Source organism: Micromonospora eburnea (genome assembly GCF_900090225.1).
GTDB lineage: Bacteria > Actinomycetota > Actinomycetes > Mycobacteriales > Micromonosporaceae > Micromonospora > Micromonospora eburnea.
Window position 1 is genome coordinate 1,841,973 of record NZ_FMHY01000002.1, and the last position, 17,112, is coordinate 1,859,084.

The 17,112-nt window shown below is 73.2% G+C and carries 15 protein-coding genes and 1 pseudogene; 7 read left to right on the forward strand and 9 right to left on the reverse strand.

Translation table 11 applies throughout. The features are described 5' to 3' along the window. Window position 1 precedes the first annotated feature (1 nt). On the forward strand, window positions 2-1,285 hold the full coding sequence (locus GA0070604_RS08735) for a nucleotide sugar dehydrogenase (protein ID WP_091117079.1): 1,284 nt from the start codon (window positions 2-4) through the stop codon (window positions 1,283-1,285). A 68-nt stretch (window positions 1,286-1,353) separates the two neighbouring features. Here GA0070604_RS08735 and GA0070604_RS08740 read toward each other — a convergent pair whose 3' ends face one another. Further along, window positions 1,354-1,887, reverse strand: coding sequence for an acyltransferase (locus tag GA0070604_RS08740; RefSeq protein WP_091117083.1), 534 nt, complete (start codon window positions 1,885-1,887; stop codon window positions 1,354-1,356). Window positions 1,888-1,955: 68 nt separating this feature from the next. Further along, window positions 1,956-2,294: a DUF952 domain-containing protein gene (locus tag GA0070604_RS08745; protein ID WP_091126982.1), complete on the reverse strand. Its 339-nt coding sequence runs from the start codon at window positions 2,292-2,294 to the stop codon at window positions 1,956-1,958. Window positions 2,295-2,398: 104 nt separating this feature from the next. Between GA0070604_RS08745 and GA0070604_RS08750 the strand changes: the two genes are divergently transcribed. From GA0070604_RS08750 to GA0070604_RS08760, 3 genes and pseudogenes are all read left to right on the forward strand, one after another. Beyond that, window positions 2,399-2,716: a hypothetical protein gene (locus tag GA0070604_RS08750; protein WP_244161797.1), complete on the forward strand. Its 318-nt coding sequence runs from the start codon at window positions 2,399-2,401 to the stop codon at window positions 2,714-2,716. Between the two features lie 79 nt (window positions 2,717-2,795). After that, window positions 2,796-3,451, forward strand: a pseudogene (locus GA0070604_RS08755) (response regulator transcription factor). A 10-nt stretch (window positions 3,452-3,461) separates the two neighbouring features. Further along, window positions 3,462-4,874 (forward strand): sensor histidine kinase, encoded by a 1,413-nt coding sequence (locus tag GA0070604_RS08760; protein ID WP_091117086.1) that lies wholly within the window; start codon window positions 3,462-3,464, stop codon window positions 4,872-4,874. Window positions 4,875-4,881: 7 nt separating this feature from the next. On the opposite strand, the gene GA0070604_RS08765 is transcribed toward GA0070604_RS08760, so the two are convergent. From GA0070604_RS08765 to GA0070604_RS08780, 4 genes are all read right to left on the reverse strand, one after another. Further along, window positions 4,882-5,781: a TAXI family TRAP transporter solute-binding subunit gene (locus tag GA0070604_RS08765; protein WP_091126984.1), complete on the reverse strand. Its 900-nt coding sequence runs from the start codon at window positions 5,779-5,781 to the stop codon at window positions 4,882-4,884. 160 nt (window positions 5,782-5,941) lie between these two features. Beyond that, entirely contained in the window at window positions 5,942-6,613 is a 672-nt protein-coding gene (locus tag GA0070604_RS08770) for a hypothetical protein (RefSeq protein ID WP_091117090.1), read from the reverse strand. A gap of 95 nt (window positions 6,614-6,708) precedes the next feature. Beyond that, a complete protein-coding gene (gene yaaA, locus GA0070604_RS08775) occupies window positions 6,709-7,506 on the reverse strand; it encodes a peroxide stress protein YaaA (RefSeq protein ID WP_091117094.1) in 798 nt (265 codons plus the stop codon). A gap of 22 nt (window positions 7,507-7,528) precedes the next feature. Then, the gene (locus GA0070604_RS08780; protein ID WP_091126985.1) at window positions 7,529-9,148 is read right to left on the reverse strand and encodes a hypothetical protein; all 1,620 of its coding nucleotides are present in this window, start codon (window positions 9,146-9,148) and stop codon (window positions 7,529-7,531) included. An 82-nt stretch (window positions 9,149-9,230) separates the two neighbouring features. Between GA0070604_RS08780 and GA0070604_RS08785 the strand changes: the two genes are divergently transcribed. From GA0070604_RS08785 to GA0070604_RS08795, 3 genes are all read left to right on the forward strand, one after another. Beyond that, the gene (locus GA0070604_RS08785) at window positions 9,231-10,307 is read left to right on the forward strand and encodes an App1 family protein (RefSeq protein WP_091117097.1); all 1,077 of its coding nucleotides are present in this window, start codon (window positions 9,231-9,233) and stop codon (window positions 10,305-10,307) included. 178 nt (window positions 10,308-10,485) lie between these two features. After that, window positions 10,486-10,842, forward strand: coding sequence for a type II toxin-antitoxin system RelE/ParE family toxin (locus tag GA0070604_RS08790; RefSeq protein WP_091126986.1), 357 nt, complete (start codon window positions 10,486-10,488; stop codon window positions 10,840-10,842). Then, the gene (locus GA0070604_RS08795; RefSeq protein WP_091117100.1) at window positions 10,839-11,159 is read left to right on the forward strand and encodes a helix-turn-helix domain-containing protein; all 321 of its coding nucleotides are present in this window, start codon (window positions 10,839-10,841) and stop codon (window positions 11,157-11,159) included. Before GA0070604_RS08790 ends, GA0070604_RS08795 begins: the two co-directional genes overlap by 4 nt. Before the next feature lie 407 nt (window positions 11,160-11,566). Here the strand turns inward: GA0070604_RS08795 and glgB are convergent, their stop codons facing one another. The 3 genes from glgB to glgA form a co-directional block, all read right to left on the reverse strand. Then, entirely contained in the window at window positions 11,567-13,693 is a 2,127-nt protein-coding gene (glgB, locus tag GA0070604_RS08800; protein WP_091117104.1) for a 1,4-alpha-glucan branching protein GlgB, read from the reverse strand. After that, window positions 13,681-15,768, reverse strand: a complete 2,088-nt coding sequence (locus GA0070604_RS08805) for an alpha-1,4-glucan--maltose-1-phosphate maltosyltransferase (RefSeq protein ID WP_091117108.1) — start codon at window positions 15,766-15,768, stop codon at window positions 13,681-13,683. The genes glgB and GA0070604_RS08805 overlap by 13 nt, the downstream gene beginning before the upstream one ends. A 93-nt stretch (window positions 15,769-15,861) precedes the next feature. Then, a complete protein-coding gene (gene glgA, locus GA0070604_RS08810) occupies window positions 15,862-17,061 on the reverse strand; it encodes a glycogen synthase (RefSeq protein WP_091117112.1) in 1,200 nt (399 codons plus the stop codon). Window positions 17,062-17,112 lie beyond the last annotated feature (51 nt).

Below are 17,112 nucleotides of genomic sequence, written 5' to 3' on the forward strand. Positions count from 1 at the left end.
CATGAACATCTGCGTCGTCGCCCTGGGCAAGATCGGGCTGCCGCTCGCCGTGCAGTTCGCGTCCAAGGGCCACCGGGTGATCGGAGCGGACGTCTCCGAGCGGGTTGTGCAGCTGGTCAACGACGGCGCGGTGCCGTTCCCCGGTGAGACCGACCTGGACACCAAGCTCAAGGAGGTCGTGTCCGCCGGGCTGCTCAGCGCGACCACCGACACGGCCGCCGCGGTCGCCGAGTCCGAGGCCGTCGTCGTGGTGGTGCCCCTCTTCGTGGACGCCGAGGGCGTGCCGGACTTCGGCTGGATGGACGACGCCACCCGCGCCATCGCCCGCGGCCTTAAGCCCGGCACCGTGGTCAGCTACGAGACGACGCTGCCGGTCGGCACCACCCGTAACCGCTGGGCGCCGATGCTGGAGGAGGGTTCCGGCCTCACCGCCGGCACGGACTTCCACCTGGTGTTCAGCCCGGAGCGGGTGCTCACCGGCCGGGTCTTCGCCGACCTGCGCCGCTACCCGAAGCTGGTCGGCGGCATCGACGAGGCGTCCGCCGCGCACGGCGTGCGCTTCTACGAGGCGGTGCTGGACTTCGACGAGCGGGCCGACCTCAACCGCCCGAACGGCGTCTGGGACCTGGGTTCGGCCGAGGCTTCCGAGCTGGCCAAGCTCGCCGAGACCACGTACCGGGACGTGAACATCGGCCTGGCGAACCAGTTCGCCCGGTTCGCCGACACCGTGGGCGTCGATGTCACCAAGGTCATCGAGGCCTGCAACACCCAGCCGTACAGCCACATCCACCAGCCCGGCATCGCGGTCGGTGGGCACTGCATCCCGATCTACCCGCGGATGTACCTGTGGAACGACCCGGCCGCCACGGTGGTCCGTTCGGCCCGCGAGGCCAACGCCGCCATGCCGGATTACGCCGTCGACCTGCTCGCCGCCGCGTACGGCGACCTGACCGGCGTGGGCGTGCTGGTGCTCGGCGCCGCGTACCGGGGTGGTGTGAAGGAGACCGCCTTCTCGGGGGTCTTCCCGACCGTCGAGGCGCTGCGCCAGCGGGGTGCCGTCCCGTACGTCTCCGACCCGATGTACACGAACGAGGAGCTGGCCGCGCACGGCCTGCCCGGATACGCCGGCGAGCCGGTGGCCGCCGCCGTCATCCAGGCCGACCACGCCGAGTACCGCACCCTCACCCCGGCCGACCTGCCGGGCGTGACCGTGCTGGTGGACGGCCGTCGGGTGACCGACCCGGCTCGCTGGGAGGGTGTCCGCCGGGTGGTCATCGGCGGCTGACCCCGCTGGGCCGTTGACGGGCCCCGGACCGGATCACCGGTCCGGGGCCCGTTCCGTCGTGGGGCGGCTCAGCCCTGGGCCAGGCCCGCGGGCGGGTTGTCGACGTCCCGGGAGACGACCTCACCCTTCTCGTCGACCCAGCCCTTGGGCCGGGCCGGGTTGCCGGCCACCAGCTGGTACGGCTTGACGTCCTTGGTGACCACCGAGCCGGCGGCGATCATCGCGTACTCGCCGACCTCGATGCCGCAGACCAGGGTGGCGTTGGCGCCGATCGAGGCGCCGCGCCGGACCAGGGTCGGGGTGATCGTCCAGTCCGGGTTCTGGGCACGCGGGCGGAAGTCGTTGGTGAACACCGCGCAGGGGCCGACGAAGACCTCGTCCTCGATGGTGACACCCTGGTAGACCGAGACGTTGTTCTGGATCTTCACGCGGTCGCCGACGGTGACGTTCGCGTCGACGTACACGTTGCGGCCGATCACGCAGCCGGCGCCGACCTGGGCGCTGGACCGGACGTGGGCCAGGTGCCAGACCTTGGTGCCGTCGCCGACCTTGGCGCCCTCCTCCACGTCGGCCGTGGGGTGGACGAAGATGTTGTCAGTCATCTCAACTCGCTCGCTGCAGGGCGCGTCGTCGCGCCGTCGGTGCCTGGTCGAGGCAGCATATCGATCCGTCAGTCCAGCAGTTCCGCCACCGCGTCGGCGGCGGGTCGGTCCGCCGGCAGCGGGTGCGCCGCCACCACCGCGTCGACCGGCAGCGCCGCGTACAGGTGCGGGAAGAGTGTCCCGCCCCGGGACGCCTCCCAACGCAGCGCGTCGCCGAGCCGGTCGGGATCCACCGCCAGCACGGTGAGACCGGTGACCCCGGCGAAGAACCGGCGGGCCGTCTCCACCACCTGGTCGGCGGCGGAGAGGTGGACGAACCCGTCCTGCTGATCCATCGCGGTGCCGGCGAAATGCCCTGTCGCCCGCGCCCGCTCCCACTCGTCGCTGCCCAGAATCTTGTAGATCACCACCGCAGCCTAGGGCGGGCCACCGGTCGCGGCGAGCCGGTTCCCGCGTACGCCCGCGCCCGCGCGGCGGAAGCGGGCATGCTCGGGTGGAGGTCCGCGGAGGGATGGCGATGCAGAGTTACGACGAGGACTGGACCGACGGCCAGCGGGCCGTCTACGACGAGTGCTACCAGGCCGCCGCCGAGTGGGCGGGCGACCCGGACACCCCCAGTGAGGACGTCCAGCACGTGATCAACCTCGGTCAGGCGGACGACGACACCTTCGGTGACTCGGAGACGGACTTCCCGCCGCTGCTCGACGCCGTCACCCAGGCCACCGGGGAGAACGTGACGAGCGTGCCGGCCAGCCACGCCGACCCGGGCTTCCGGGGTTTCGTCGACGGCGTCCGCGACGCGACGGCCGACGAGGTCTTCGGTCTCTGAACGGACCCGGGCATTCCCGTCCCGCCGGCGCTTCTGCCACCATTCGCAGGGCAGTATGTCGAACGGATTGGGGGCACGGGTGCGGATCCTCCTGGTCGAGGACGATCGTCGGGTGGCCGCCGCCCTGTCGTCCGCGCTGAGCCGGCGCGGCTACGAGGTGGAGCACGCCGCCACCGTCGAGGCCGCCCTCTCCGCCGCCCCCTGTGACCTGGTGCTGCTCGACCTGACCCTGCCCGACGGGGACGGCACCGACCTGTGCCGGGAGCTGCGCCGGCGCAGCGGCCAGCTCGGCATCATCGCGGTGACCGCCCGGGGGAGGAACGCGACCGGGTGCTCGGCCTGCGGCTCGGCGCCGACGACTACGTGGTGAAGCCGTTCTCGATGGTGGAGCTCCAGGCACGGATCGAGGCGGTGCTGCGCCGGGCCGCGTACGCCGCGCCGGAGCGTAACCTGATCGAGGCCGGCCCGGTCCGCATCGACGTGGGCGGCCGGACGGTCAGCGTGGCCGGCCGGCCGGTGGCGCTGACCCGCAAGGAGTTCGACATCCTGCTCTCCCTGGCCCGGCAGCCCGGCGTGGCGGTGTCCCGGGACCGGATCCTGCTGGACGTCTGGGGCACCACCTGGGCCGACCGGCACACCATGGAGGTGCACGTCGGATCGCTGCGCGGCAAGCTCGGCGACCCGACGCTGGTGGAGACCGTACGCGGGGTCGGCTATCGACTCCGCGGCGAGTGAGGGGGCCGGGGTGCGCCGCCGGCTGGTGATCAGCTACCTGCTGCTGATGGTGCTGGTGCTGTTCGCCCTGGAAACACCCCTGGCCGTCACCCTGGCCAGCCGGGAGACCGACCGGGTCCGCGCCGACCGGCTCGCCGACGCCACCCGGTTCGCCTCGCTCGCCAACCCGGCGTTGCGTGGACGCGGCTCCGGACCGCTCGCCGGGGAGCTGGGCGCCTACGACGACCTGTACGGCATCGGCGCGGCCGTGGTCGACCGGGACCGGCACACCGTGGTCGCCTCGACGAGCTGGCAGCCTGGCGCGGGCACCACCTTGGCCCTGGACATCGCGCTGTCCGGGCAGCAGTTCAGCGCGCCGGACTCGGTGTGGCCGTGGATGGACGGGCCGCTGGTGGTGGCGGTTCCGATCAACGACGGCGGCGAGGTGCTCGGGGCGGTGGTCACCGCCACCCCGGCTGGCAAGGTGCGGCGTACCGTCGCCACCTGGTGGCTGCTGCTCGCGGCGATCGGTCTGCTCGCGGTGCTGGCCTGCGTCTCCACCGCGTTCGGGCTGGCCGGTTGGGTGCTGCGCCCGGTCACCGAACTGGACGCGGTGACCCACGAGATCGCCGAGGGTGACCGCACCGCCCGGGTACGCCCGCGGCTCGGCCCGCCGGAGCTGCGCCGGCTCGCCGCCAGCTTCAACAACATGGCCGACGCGGTCTCCGATGTGATGGACCGGCAGCGGGCGTTCGTGGCGCACGCCAGCCACCAGCTGCGCAACCCGCTGACCGCGTTGCGGCTGCGGGTGGAGGAGCTGGGGCCGAGCCTGACCGGCGTCGACGGCCGCGCCGAGCACCGGCTCGCGCTGGAGGAGACCGACCGGCTGGCCACCCTGCTCGACGCGCTGCTCACCCTGGCCCGCGCCGAACGCGCGGAGAACCAGCGGGTCGTCGTCGACGCCGCCGAGGTGGCCGCGTCCCGGGTGGCCGCCTGGCAGCCGCTGGCCCGGCACCGGTCGGTCACCCTGCGGCTCGACACCGCCGACGCGCCCGCGTACGCCCGGACCGTGCCGACCGCCATCGACCAGGCGCTCGACGCGCTGATCGACAACGCGGTCAAGTTCAGCGGCGCCGGGGGAGAGGTGACGGTGACCGTGCGCGCGGCGGAGGGCGGCATCCTGCTCCAGGTGCGGGACACCGGACCCGGCATGACGACCAGCCAGATCGACCAGGCCACCGAGCGCTTCTGGCGGGCACCGGACGTGCAGAACGTCGACGGCGCCGGCCTGGGCCTGACCATCGTCGCGGTGCTGGTCGACGCCTCTGACGGCCGGTTGACGATGCGCCAGGGCCGGCCCCGGGGCCTGGTCGCCGAGGTGTGGTTCCCGGCACCGGGCGACCTGCGCGTCGAGCCGATCGCCGTCGACGCGGCCCGGCCCTGACCGGAGGTCAGGGCTTCGTCGACCGGTACCAGTCGGCCGCGCCGGGATGCAGCGGCAGCGGGGTGGTGGCGATCGCCGACCGGGGACTCATCCGGCCGGCTGCCGGATGGGTGGCGGCCAGTTCCTCCCGGCGTTCCATCAACAGCCGGGTCACCTCCCGGACCAGCGCCTCCGGCAGGTCCGCCCGGACGATCAGGTAGTTGGGGTTGGCCACCGTGCTGACCGGGTCCACCCCGTACACCGAGCGGGGGATGTCCCGGGTCACGTAGACCTGCCCGTACCCGCGGCGCAGCGGCTCGGTCCAGTCGCCCAGGTCGATCATCCGGATGGCGGTGCTGTCGGCCAGCTCCACCACGCCCCGCACCGGCAGGCCGCCGGAGAAGAAGAACGCGTCGATCCGGCCGGCGCGCAGCGCCGCCAGCGAGTCGTCCAGGCCGAGGTGCTCCTGGCGTACCCGGTCGCCGCCCAGCTGCGCCACCTCCAGCAGCCGGGTCGCGGTGATCTCCGTGCCGGAGCCGTCGGCGCCCACCGACACCCGCCGCCCCCGCAGGTCGGCCAGCGTCCGCACCGGACCACCGGCGGTGGTGACCAGGTGCAGCAGGTCGTCGTAGACGCGGGCCACGGCGAGCACGGCGGGATGCTCCGAACCGCGCGGCGGCAGCACGTCGGCCTGGGTGAAGCCCAGCTCCGCCTCGCCGGACCCGACCAGCCGGACGTTCTGCGCGGAGGCGGCGGTGACCACCACGCTGGCCCGCACCCCGGGCAGCTCCCGGTTGAGGATGGTGGCCAGCGACTGGCCGAAGGCGTGGTAGACGGCGGTCGGGCTGCCGGTGGCGATCCGGATCCGCACCGGCTCGGTCGGCTCATCCCGACAGGCGGCGAGCCCGAGCGCCGACACCAGCAGCATCACCAGAGCGGCCGGCGTGGCAGCTGCACGCCGGCCGCACACGGTCCAGTGTCGGCTCACGCGGTGCACTGTGCGACGGGCACCGCCTGTCGCGCAAGCCCGGCTGGTCAGCCGTCCGTCGCGGACGTACTGCTGAGCCGTTCGCCTCCGGCCGTACGGCTCAGCAGGCCGCCATCGACGGGAGGGCGGCGCTGTCCACGATCCGCATCCGGTGCGGACCGTTGGCGACGCTCACCAGGAAGCAGCCGGCACCCGGCCGGAGCGTCGCCGGGACCTCCAGCAGCGCCGCACCGCGTACCAGCACCGCGGCCAGGTCGCGGTCGGCCAGCCGGACGCCGAGACAGTGCCGGCGCACGTGCCGCCCGCCGGCCAGCAGAGCCGCGCGCCAGGCGGCCGCGGCCAGCCGGGTACGCCACATCCGCCGGGTCCGGGAGGCGCCGGGCACCGGGCCGCCGAGCAGCTCCCGGCGGCCCTGCCACCAGCCGCTCTCCAGCAGGGCCGCGTACGTCGACCGGTACTCCCGCGGCACCCACAGCCGGTGCAGCTCGTACCGGCGGCGCAGGCCGCCGGTGGCCAGCTCGTGCTCCACCGGCACGCTGAGCCGGCCGAGCAGCTGACCCATCCGGTGCGCGGCGTGCTCGCCGTTGAACTCGGCCGTGCCGCCGCGGTACGTCTCGCTGCCGAGCCGGCGGGTGTCGGTGGCCGGGGGCGGGGTGCACCGCACCAGGCAGGCGACCTCGAACGCGTCGGCCAGGGTCGGCCAGTCCATCGGTGCGGGTGCCGGCGACGACGGGCGGAGCCGGTCGAGCAGTGTGGTGGACTCGGGGGCCATCGGATGACTCCTTGTCGCGTCGGGGTTCTCCTACCGTGACCCCCGCTGCCGGCAGGACGGAACCGCTGCGCCCGAGCCTTGAGCAAAAATTGCGACTACAGCTCCGTCACCACGATGTCGAGCTGGCGGGGCCGTCCGGTCGCGCCCGGTTGCTCCTCCACCGCGTACTTCAGGTCCCGCAGCGTCCCGATCAGTGCGTCGGCGGAGCGCGGCCGGACCCCGGCCGTCAACAGGTCGCGGACCAGCCGTCCCTTGGTGGCCTTGTTGAAGTGGCTCACCACCGACCGGGTCGGCACTCCGTCGACGTCGCGTTCGTGCAGTACGCGGACCGTCACCGTCCGCTCCGCGACCTCCCCGCGTGGCGTCCAGGTGGCCGCGTACGCGCCCGAGCGCAGGTCCAGCACCGGGCCGTTGCCGGCCGCCGCCACCATCGCCGGAGCCAGCGCCCGACGCCAGTACGCCGACAGCGCGCCGAGCCCCGGCAGCCGCGTGCCGACCGGGCAGCGGTAGGGCGGGATCCGGTCGGTGAGGCGTACCGCGCCCCAGAGGCAGGAACTGACCAGCACGTAGCGGCGGGCCAGCCGGTCCGCCGCCGGTGGCAGCGAGGCCAGGTCGAGCGCCTCGTAGAGCACCCCGGTGTAGATCCGCCCGGCCGGCGCGGTGGCCGCCTCGCGCAGCCGGGCGTTGCGGCGCAGCTCGCCGCGCTGCCCCTCGCTCAGGCCCAGCGCGGCCCGGGCCGCCGCCTCGTCCGGCCCGGCGCAGAGCGCGACCAGGGCGGCCAGCACCGCGTCCCGGGCCGGGGTCAGCTCCGGCAGGGAGAGCCGCGACAGGTCCAGCCGGCGGCCCGTGCCGGTCTCGGCCTTCCCCTCGGACGGCGGCAGCAGGATGAGCATCGGCCCAGCGTACGGCCCGGGTTCAGCGCCACGGCCGGAGGGCGATCGGCGGGTGGTAGACGCGGAGGTCGCCGACCTCGGCGACGACGGCGGCGTCGGCCCGGTCGCCGAGCAGCAGGCGCAGCCGCCGTTCCGCCGGCGACCCGGCCTCGAACACGTACCCGGGCCGCTCGGCCCGCCCCACCCGCTTCCAGTACGCCGGATAGCGGTTCTGTCCCGGTGTCAGGTTGCCGTCGAGCACCCCGCAGGCGACCGCCTCGTCGGTGTTGAAGATCATCCGGTTGCAGGTCCAGTAGTCCCCGTACACCTCGTGCAGGCCGGCCCGGCGGACCGTGTCGGCCAGCTCCCGGGCCTGCCGCTCCTCGGCCCGGATCGACGGCGCGTCGGCGACGAACATCACGGTCGCCGCCACCGTCGCGGCGGTGATCGCGGCCAGCACGGCTCCCGCCGCCGCGCCCCCGATCCGGGCCGCCACGCCGGCCACGCCGGCCGGCCCCTGCCAGGCGCGTACGGCGGCCAGCCAGAGCGGCCAGAGCACCACCGGCAGCGAGATCTGCAGCACCGACAGGTAACGGGCGTTGCCCAGCGGGTCGGTCGCGGAGAGCGCGCTGCGTACGTAGGCGAGCAGGGTCAGCGCCGCGCCGGCGACCAGGGCGAGCCGCGCGACCGCCCGGACCCGGTCGGCGGCGTCGGCGGCCCGCCGGTACGCGACCACCCCGAGCACGGCGGCGGCCACCAGCAGCACCAGGTAGAGCGGCGCGAACCACTCCTGCCAGCGGGCGCAGCCGCTCGCCGGGCAGAGGCCACCGGCCAGCGGCACCCCCTCCAGCAGCCCGCCGTGCGCCCGCTCCGACCAGGAGGGAGGCGCGCCCGGCCGGGTGCTGATCCGCTGGAACACCGACAGCGAGTCCTGCCCGGGCGGGGCGGCGAGGTTGTCCTTGATCATCGGGGCGACCCCGACCAGGAACCCGGCCACCAGCAGCAGCCCCGGCCAGCCGATCAGGTCCCGGGGCGCCGCCCAGACCAGCAGCAGCCCGGCCACCGCCAGGTAGGGCACGATCAGCCAGTCCGACCACAGGGCCAGCCCGGCGAGCAGCCCGAACAGGCCCATGGCCAGCCAGCGGCGCCGTACTCGGCGTTCGCCGAGGGCCACCGCGATCAGCAGCATCGCCAGCACCGCCGGCTTCACCTCCGGCCGCCCGCCCACCACGGTGAGCTGGTCCCGGACCACCCGCTCGGAGCCGAGCGCCAGCAGCCCCACCACGAAGACGGCCAGCCAGGGGGAGAACAGCCGGCGGGTCAGCCGGTACGCCAACCAGAGGAAGACCGCGTACAGCGCCAACAGTGGCAGCCGCAGCACCGGCCAGCTCGGCCCGGCCCAGCCGACCAGCGGGGCGGCCAGGTACGACTCCAGCATGCCCATGTAGCGCTGGCCGTACAGGAAGATCGGCCGTTCGTGGTTGGCGGCGATGTGCAGGGCGGCGAGGCCGAACGTCGCCTCGTCGCTGTTCGAACCGGGCACCGTGAACAGCAGCAGGACCAGCCGGAAACCGACCCCGGCCACACCGAGCAGCAGCGCGACCAACGCCGGGCGGTCGAGCGTCGGACGCCACCGTCCCGGTCTCCGCACTGGTGTCGCCACGACCACGCCCCCGTCGTCGCCTGCGACCGCAGTCTGTCACGTGGCCGGCCCGCCCCGGGGTGGATCGGCGAGGTCGACTCGCATGGCCGCGTGCGGCCCGGTGTGGCAGGGTGGCAGCGTGCCACCGACACCTGCCGGAGAACTCGCCGTGCCGCGGCTGCATCGGGCCGCCCGGATCGAGGACGCCGTGCACGGTCTGGTGGAACGCCGGCTGCGTCGCACCGGGTGGAAGATCAACATCATCGCGTACGCCGGCTACGGCGCCCCGGGCTGGGCGCGGGTGCTCTGCCGGGTGCTGCTCGGCCGCCCCGACGTGCGGCAGCGGGCCCGGCCGGAGAAGGTCCGCGGCTGGCGCAGCTTCGCCACCCTGCCCGCCAAGTACGCCACCGTGACCATCGAGGCCGGCGACGTACGCCAGGAGGCGACCGCGGACCGCAGCGGCTTCGTCGACACCGTCATCGAGGCCGACTTCACCCCCGGCTGGGGCTCGGTACGCCTCAGCGTGCCCGATGCCGAGCCGGTCGAGGCCCTGGTCCGCGTCCTCGACCCGGAAGTCCGGTTCGGCATCCTCTCCGACATCGACGACACCGTCATGGTCACCGCGCTGCCCCGGCCGCTGCTCGCCGCCTGGAACACCTTCGTCCTCGACGAGCACGCCCGGGCCGCGGTCCCCGGCATGGCGGTGCTGTACGAGCGGCTGGTGACCGCCCACCCCGGCGCCCCCGTCTTCTACCTGTCGACCGGCGCCTGGAACGTCGCGCCGACGCTGACCCGGTTCCTCTCCCGGCACCTCTACCCGGCGGGGCCGCTGCTGCTCACCGACTGGGGCCCGACGGCCGACCGGTGGTTCCGCAGCGGCAAGGAACACAAACGGGCCACCCTGGCCCGGCTGGCCCGGGAGTTCCCGGACGTCCGGTGGCTGCTGATCGGCGACGACGGGCAGCACGACCAGGAGATCTACCGCGAGTTCGCCGCCGCGCACCCGGACAACGTGGCCGGGGTGGCGATCCGCCGGCTCTCGCCCACCCAGTCGGTGCTCGCCGGCACCCTGCCCGCCCCGGCCGGCCGCCCGTCCGCCGGCCCGGTGGGGCAGAAGTGGCTCTCCGCGCCGGACGGCGCCGGCCTGTGGAAGCTGCTGCGCGACGCGGGCCTGGTCTGACCCCGGGCCGGCCCGCCAGGGTCGGTGGCCGATGAGGGCTGGGACTTGTGACTCCAGGTCGGCGACAGCAAAGTGGTCAAACGGGTACTCACGGCTGGGCGTAGTCACGAGCCGGGGTTAAGGATATGCTTAACCTTCGGAATTGATCAGAGGGGGCCGGGTGCGCTGGGAGATCTTGATGACCACCCAGGTGGAGAGGTTCCTCGACGATCTTTACCAGGCGGATTCGACCAGTCATCGCCTGGTGAACCAAGCGATCCTCGTGCTCGAGCGGAATGGTTCTGCCGAAGGGCGACCTCTCGTAGACACGGTCACTGCATCGAGGATCTCGAACATGAAGGAGTTGCGCCCGCCATCGAGCGGGCGTACGGAGATCAGGATCCTGTTCGTGCTCGATCCATGGCGATCTGCGATCCTCTTGGTCGCAGGCGACAAGTCGGGGCAGTGGAAACGGTGGTACCGAGACGCGATACCTGAGGCGGAGGACCTGTACACGACCTATCTGAAGGAGCGCGAGAAGGAGTTGGGGTCATGAGCGAAGTCCGACGTTGGCGAGAGTCCGGGCATCTGGAGCGGGCGGTGGAAACGGCCGGCGGCCAGGAAGCGTTCGACGCCGCCATGGGAAAGATGCTCGACGAGGCGCGGGGCTGGCGGCTGGCCGACCTGCGAAAGCGGCGCGGCCTGACGCAGGAGCAGGTCGCTGACCGGATGAACGTCTCGACGGCACGTGTCTCACAGATCGAAAGTGGCGCGGTCTCCACGCAGGACGTGCTCAACCGTTACATCGAAGCCCTCGGCGGCACCTTGAAGCTCATCGCCGACTTCGGTGACGAGCAACTTAAGGTCGCGTGAGTCGCGGTCGCCGAGACCGCCGGCCGCGCCCGGACGTGGGGGAAACCGCCCCGAGAAGTGCCCCATCTCGTGCGCGAGCACCGCCACAGCTCCGGGGCCCGCTCCGGGGTGAGCTGGACACCGACCGGCGGGGACGTGCGTAGGGTGAGCACCCGGCCCAGGGTGAACACGAGCACGAGCAGTAGCGCGATGGCGACACCGACCACTAGCGGTCGGAAAGTCCGGGCGCCGGAGCCGTCCCAGTCGGTGCCGTACCCCAGGCCGACCGCCCCGATCCCGACCACCAGGCCGATCGTCAGGACGAAGAAGCCGATGAGCAGCGCGACGGACAGCACGGCCCGCAGCATGGTCTTCAATGTCGTTCCTCCCCGCGTGCGGCGAGCAGGCTATCGACGGGGAGGGATCGGCTACAAGACCCTTTCGGTGCCGGTCTGGTCAGGGCGGAGCCAGAGCACGCCCAGCGGCGGCACCCGCAGCGCCGCCGACGCCGGCATCCCGTGCCAGGGCACGCTCTCCGCGTGCACCGCGCCCAGGTTGCCCACGCCCGACCCGCCGTACTCGTGGGCGTCGGTGTTGAGCACCTCGGTCCAGGTGCCGCCGGCCGGCAGGCCGATCCGGTAGCCCTCTAGCGGGATGGCGGAGAAGTTGGCCACGCAGACCAGGGTCTGGCCGTCGGGGGCGATCCGGACGAACGACACGGTGTTGTTGGCGGCGTCGTCGCCGGAGATCCAGCGGAAGCCGGCCGGCTCGGTGTCCTGCGCCCACAGCGCCGGGCTGGCCCGGTAGCTCCGGTTCAGGTCGCCGACCAGGCGTTGCACGCCGGCCCGGGCGGGGTCGTGCAGCAGATACCAGTCGAGGCCGCGTTCCTCGCTCCACTCCCGGTCGTCGGCCAGCTCGCAGCCCATGAAGAGCAACTGCTTGCCGGGGTGCGCCCACATGTACGCCAGCAGCGCCCGTACGGTGGCCAGCCGCTGCCAGGTGTCGCCGGGCATCTTGCCGACCAGGGAGCCCTTGCCGTGCACCACCTCGTCGTGGCTGATCGGCAGCACGTAGTTCTCACTCCAGGCGTACGCCAGGGAGAAGGTGAGCTGATGGTGGTGGTGCTGCCGGTAGATCGGGTCCTTCGAGGTGTAGAGCAGGGTGTCGTGCATCCAGCCCATGTTCCACTTGAAGCCGAAGCCCAGCCCGCCCTCCCCGGTCGGGCGGGTGACGCCGGGCCAGGCGGTGGACTCCTCGGCGACCATCACCACCCCGGGATGCTGCTTGTAGACGGTGGCGTTGACCTCCTGGAGCAGCGCGATGGCCTCCAGGTTCTCCCGGCCGCCGTGCACGTTGGGCACCCACTGCCCCTCCTGGCGCGAGTAGTCCAGATAGAGCATCGAGGCGACCGCGTCCACCCGCAGCCCGTCGACGTGGAACTCGGCCAGCCAGTAAAGCGCGTTGGCGACCAGGAAGTTGCGCACCTCCCGGCGGCCGAAGTCGAAGACGTACGTGCCCCAGTCCGGGTGCTCGCCGCGACGCGGGTCGGGGTGCTCGTACAGCGGGGTGCCGTCGAAGCGGCCGAGCGCCCAGTCGTCCTTCGGGAAGTGGGCGGGCACCCAGTCGAGGAGCACCCCGATGCCGGCCTGGTGCAGCCGGTCGACCAGGTGGCGGAAGTCGTCCGGGTCGCCGAACCGGGCGGTCGGGGCGTAGTAGCCGGTGACCTGGTAGCCCCACGAGCCGCCGAACGGGTGCTCCATCACCGGCAGGAACTCCACGTGAGTGAAGCCCAGCTCGGTCACGTACGCGGTGAGCTGGTCGGCCAGCTCCCGGTAGCCGAGGCCGGGCCGCCACGAGCCGAGGTGCACCTCGTACACGCTCATCGGCTCCTGGTGCGGCCGCTGCCGGGCCCGCCGCGCCAGCCAGGCCGCGTCGCCCCACTCGTACGTCGAGCGGTGCACCACCGAGGCGGTGGCCGGCGGCACCTCGGTGCGCGCGGCGAGCGGGTCGGCCTTGTCCCGCCAGTGCCCGTCGGCGCCGAGGATGCGGTATTTGTAGCGGGCGCCGACCGGCACCCCCGGCACGAAGATCTCCCACACGCCGCTGGTGCCGAGCGAGCGCATCGGCCAGCCGTCGTCCGGCCCCCAGCCGGTGAAGTCGCCGACCACCCGCACCCCGCGGGCGTTGGGTGCCCAGACGGCGAACGCCACCCCGTCGTCGAGGACGCGGGCGCCGAGCGCCTCCCAGAGCCGCTCGTGCCGCCCCTCGCCGATCAGGTGCAGGTCCAGCTCGCCGAGGGTGGGCGGGTGGCGGTACGGGTCGTCGTGCACCGCGCCGTCGACCTCGACCCGGTAGTCGAGCACCTCGCCGGGAAGCACCGTCTCGAAGACACCGACCTCGTGCACCCGCTTCATCGGGCGCCGCTCGTCGCCGACCAGCACGGCCACGTCGGCCGCGCCCCGGCGCATGGTCCGGATGGTGGTACGCCCGTCGGCGGGGTGCGCGCCGAGCAGGCCGTGCGGGTCGTACGCCTCGCCGGCGATCAGCTGCTCCATCGTGCCTCGTCCTCCACGGCCGGTGCGGTGCCGCCGGAGAGGTCGGCGGGTACGTCCGCGACGGTCAGCTCCGCCGGCACGGCGGCCACCGGCTCCGGTACGGCCGGCGGGGTGGGCCGCCGCACGGTGAACACGTGCGCGGGTTGCAGGTACGGGTCGAGCCGGACGGCGTTGCGCTGCCCCCAGTCGTAGCTGGTCCCGGTCAACTCGTCGTGCACGGTGAACCGCTCGTGCCAGTCGAGGCCGAGCGCCGACATGTCGAGGGTGGTGTTGCCCCACTGCACCTCGCGGGAGTCGAACGAGCAGACCACGAGCACCGTGTTGCCGGTGTCCGGGTCGTGCTTGGACCAGCAGAGCAACGCCGGGTTGTCGATGTCGTGGAAGCGCAGGTTGCGCAGCCGGTGCAGGGCCGGGTTGTCGCGGCGTACCCGGTTGAGAATGGCGATGAACGGGGCGAGCGAGCGGCCCTGCGCCTGGGCCTGCGCCCAGTCCCGGGGGCGCAGCTCGTACTTCTCGTTGTCCAGGTATTCCTCGGCGCCGGGGCGGGCGACGTGCTCGAACAGCTCGTAGCCGGCGTACACGCCCCAGGAGGGGGAGAGCAGCGCGGCCAGCACCGCCCGGATCTTGAACATCGGCGGGCCGCCGTGCTGGAGCGAGGAGTGCAGGATGTCCGGGGTGTTGGGCCAGAAGTTGGGCCGCATGTAGTCGGCCGCCGCGACCAGCTCCTCGCAGTACGCCCGCAGCTCCGCCGCCGTCGTGCGCCAGGTGAAGTAGGTGTACGACTGGGTGAAGCCGACTTTGCCCAGGCCGTGCATGATCGCCGGGCGGGTGAACGCCTCGGCGAGGAAGAGCACGTCCGGCTCGACCCGCTTGACCTCCCAGATCAGCCAGTGCCAGAAGTCGAACGGCTTGGTGTGCGGGTTGTCCACCCGGAAGATCCGGATGCCCTCGCCGACCCAGTGCAGCACCACCCGCAGGATCTCCGCCCGGATGCCCTCCGGGTCGTTGTCGAAGTTCAGCGGGTAGATGTCCTGGTATTTCTTCGGCGGGTTCTCCGCGTACGCGATGGTGCCGTCGGCCCGGGTGGTGAACCACTCCGGGTGCTCGGTCACCCACGGGTGGTCCGGGGCGCACTGCAACGCCAGGTCCATCGCCACCTCCAGGCCCTGACCGGCGGCGGCGTCGAGGAACGCGCGGAAGTCCGCCGGCGTACCCAGGTCGGGGTGGATGGCGTCGTGGCCGCCCTCGGCGGCGCCGATCGCCCACGGCGAGCCGACGTCGTCCGGACCGGCGGTGAGCGAGTTGTTGCGGCCCTTGCGGTTGATCCGGCCGATCGGGTGGATCGGGGGCAGGTAGAGCACGTCGAAGCCCATCGCCGCGACGCCCGGCAGGCGGTCGACGGCGGTGCGGAGGGTGCCCGACCGGGCCGGCGCGTCCACGGTGGCCGGGACCGCCCCCTCCGAGCGCGGGAAGAATTCGTACCAGGCGGAGAAGAGCGCCCGGGGCCGGTCCACCCAGAGCCGGTGCTCGTCACCGGTGGTGACCAGCTCGCGGACCGGGTGGTCCCAGAGCAGCGGGGCCAGGTCGAGCGCCGGGCCGACCCGCCGGGGCAGCGCGTGGTCGTCGGCCCGCAGCGCGACCACCGCGGCCCGGACCCGCTCCCGGTCGGCTGCCGGGACCAGCTCCAGGGCCGCCTCCAGCACCCGGGCCCCCTCGGCCAGGTCGTTGGCCAGCTCGGCCGGGCCCTGGCCGGCGGCGAGCTTCTTGGTTACCGCGTTCTGCCAGGTCAGGTACGGGTCCTGGAACGCCTCGACGGTGAACCGCCACTCGCCCACCGCGTCCGGCCGGATGGCGGCGTGCCAGCGGTCCTGGCCGGGGTCGCCGGGGCGCATCCGGGTGAACGGGCGGGCCGCGCCGTCCGGGCCGAGCCAGACCACGTTGCAGCCGAGCGCGTCGTGCCCCTCCCGGTAGGCGCGGGCCGACACCGGCACGACCTCGCCGACGACCGCCTTGGCCGGATAGCGACCGCACGAGACGACAGGCGAGACGTCCTCGATCGGAAACCGTCCACTCACCGCCCCAACCTAACCCGCGAGATCGCCTCACGCTGACTACGGTGGTGAGAGGGGAACCCTTCTCTACCGGAGGCGTTAACAGGGGGCCCTTCCTTACAACAACGAGCGGTAGATGCCGAGCGTCCGGGCGGCGATCGCGTCCCAGGAGAAGTGCTCCACCGCCCGCCGCCGCCCCGCCCGGCCGAACTCGGCGGCGCGCGCCGGGTCGGCGAGGACCCCGTTGATCGCGGTGGCCAGGTCGGCCACGAAGCGCTCCGGCTCCAGCGGCCGGCCGCTGCCGTCGGCGGCCTGCTCGATCGGGACCAGCACGCCGGTCTCGCCGTCGGCGACCACCTCGGGGATGCCGCCGGTGGCGGTCGCCACCACGGCCGTCTCGCAGGCCATCGCCTCCAGGTTCACGATGCCCATCGGCTCGTAGACGGAGGGGCAGGCGAAGATGGTGGCGTGGGTGAGCACCTGGATCACCTCGTGCTTGGGCAGCATCGCGGCCACCCAGACCACGCCCGAACGGGTGGCCCGTAGCTCCGCGACCAGGCCCTCCACCTCGGCGGCGATCTCCGCGGTGTCCGGCGCGCCGGCGAGCAGCACGAGCTGGGTGTCGGCGGGCAGCTCCCGGGCCGCCCGCAGCAGGTACGGCAGCCCCTTCTGCCGGGTGATCCGCCCGACGTACACCACGCTCGGGCGGGACGGGTCGATGCCGAGCCGGTCCAGCACGTCGGTGCCGTGGTCCGGGGCGTACTGGGCGGTGTCGATGCCGTTGTGGACGACCCGTACCCGGTCCGGGTCCACGTCCGGATACGCGGTCAGCACGTCCCGCCGCATTCCCGCGCTCACCGCGATGATCGCGTCGGCGGCCTCGTACGCGGTCCGCTCGCACCAGGAGGAGAGCGCGTAGCCGCCGCCGAGCTGCTCGGCCTTCCACGGACGCAGCGGTTCCAGGCTGTGCGCGGTGACCACGTGCGGCACCCCGTGCAGCAGCTTCGCGGTGTGCCCGGCCAGGTTGGCGTACCAGGTGTGACTGTGCACCACGTCGGTGCCGGCGCAGTCGGCGGCCATCGCCAGGTCGACGCCCATGGTCCGCAGCGCCGGGTTCGCGCCGGCCAGCTCGACCGGCTCGGCGTACGCGGTGACCCCCGGCTCGTCGCGCGCCGCGCCGAAGCAGTGCACCCGTACGTCGGCGAGGCGGCGCAGCTCGCGTGCCAGGTACTCGACGTGCACCCCGGCCCCGCCGTAGACCTCCGGCGGGTACTCCCGGGTGAGCAGGTCAATGCGCAGCCCAGCGGAATCCGTCATGCCCGGCACCCTAGTGCAGAAGGTCGCCGCGCACCCGGCGCGGAACTGTGC

Bases quoted from the DNA above. Each gene is read 5' to 3' on its own strand.
- GA0070604_RS08795 (WP_091117100.1), top strand. From the start codon at position 10,839: ATGAGCGAAGTCCGACGTTGGCGAGAGTCCGGGCATCTGGAGCGGGCG.
- GA0070604_RS08740 (WP_091117083.1), bottom strand. From the start codon at position 1,887: ATGACTGACAACATCTTCGTCCACCCCACGGCCGACGTGGAGGAGGGC.
- GA0070604_RS08790 (WP_091126986.1), top strand. From the start codon at position 10,486: ATGACCACCCAGGTGGAGAGGTTCCTCGACGATCTTTACCAGGCGGAT.
- GA0070604_RS08735 (WP_091117079.1), top strand. From the start codon at position 2: ATGAACATCTGCGTCGTCGCCCTGGGCAAGATCGGGCTGCCGCTCGCC.
- GA0070604_RS08750 (WP_244161797.1), top strand. From the start codon at position 2,399: ATGGCGATGCAGAGTTACGACGAGGACTGGACCGACGGCCAGCGGGCC.
- glgA (WP_091117112.1), bottom strand. From the start codon at position 17,061: ATGACGGATTCCGCTGGGCTGCGCATTGACCTGCTCACCCGGGAGTAC.
- GA0070604_RS08765 (WP_091126984.1), bottom strand. From the start codon at position 5,781: ATGCTGCTGGTGTCGGCGCTCGGGCTCGCCGCCTGTCGGGATGAGCCG.
- GA0070604_RS08770 (WP_091117090.1), bottom strand. From the start codon at position 6,613: ATGGCCCCCGAGTCCACCACACTGCTCGACCGGCTCCGCCCGTCGTCG.
- yaaA (WP_091117094.1), bottom strand. From the start codon at position 7,506: ATGCTCATCCTGCTGCCGCCGTCCGAGGGGAAGGCCGAGACCGGCACG.
- glgB (WP_091117104.1), bottom strand. From the start codon at position 13,693: ATGGAGCAGCTGATCGCCGGCGAGGCGTACGACCCGCACGGCCTGCTC.
- GA0070604_RS08785 (WP_091117097.1), top strand. From the start codon at position 9,231: ATGGCCGCGTGCGGCCCGGTGTGGCAGGGTGGCAGCGTGCCACCGACA.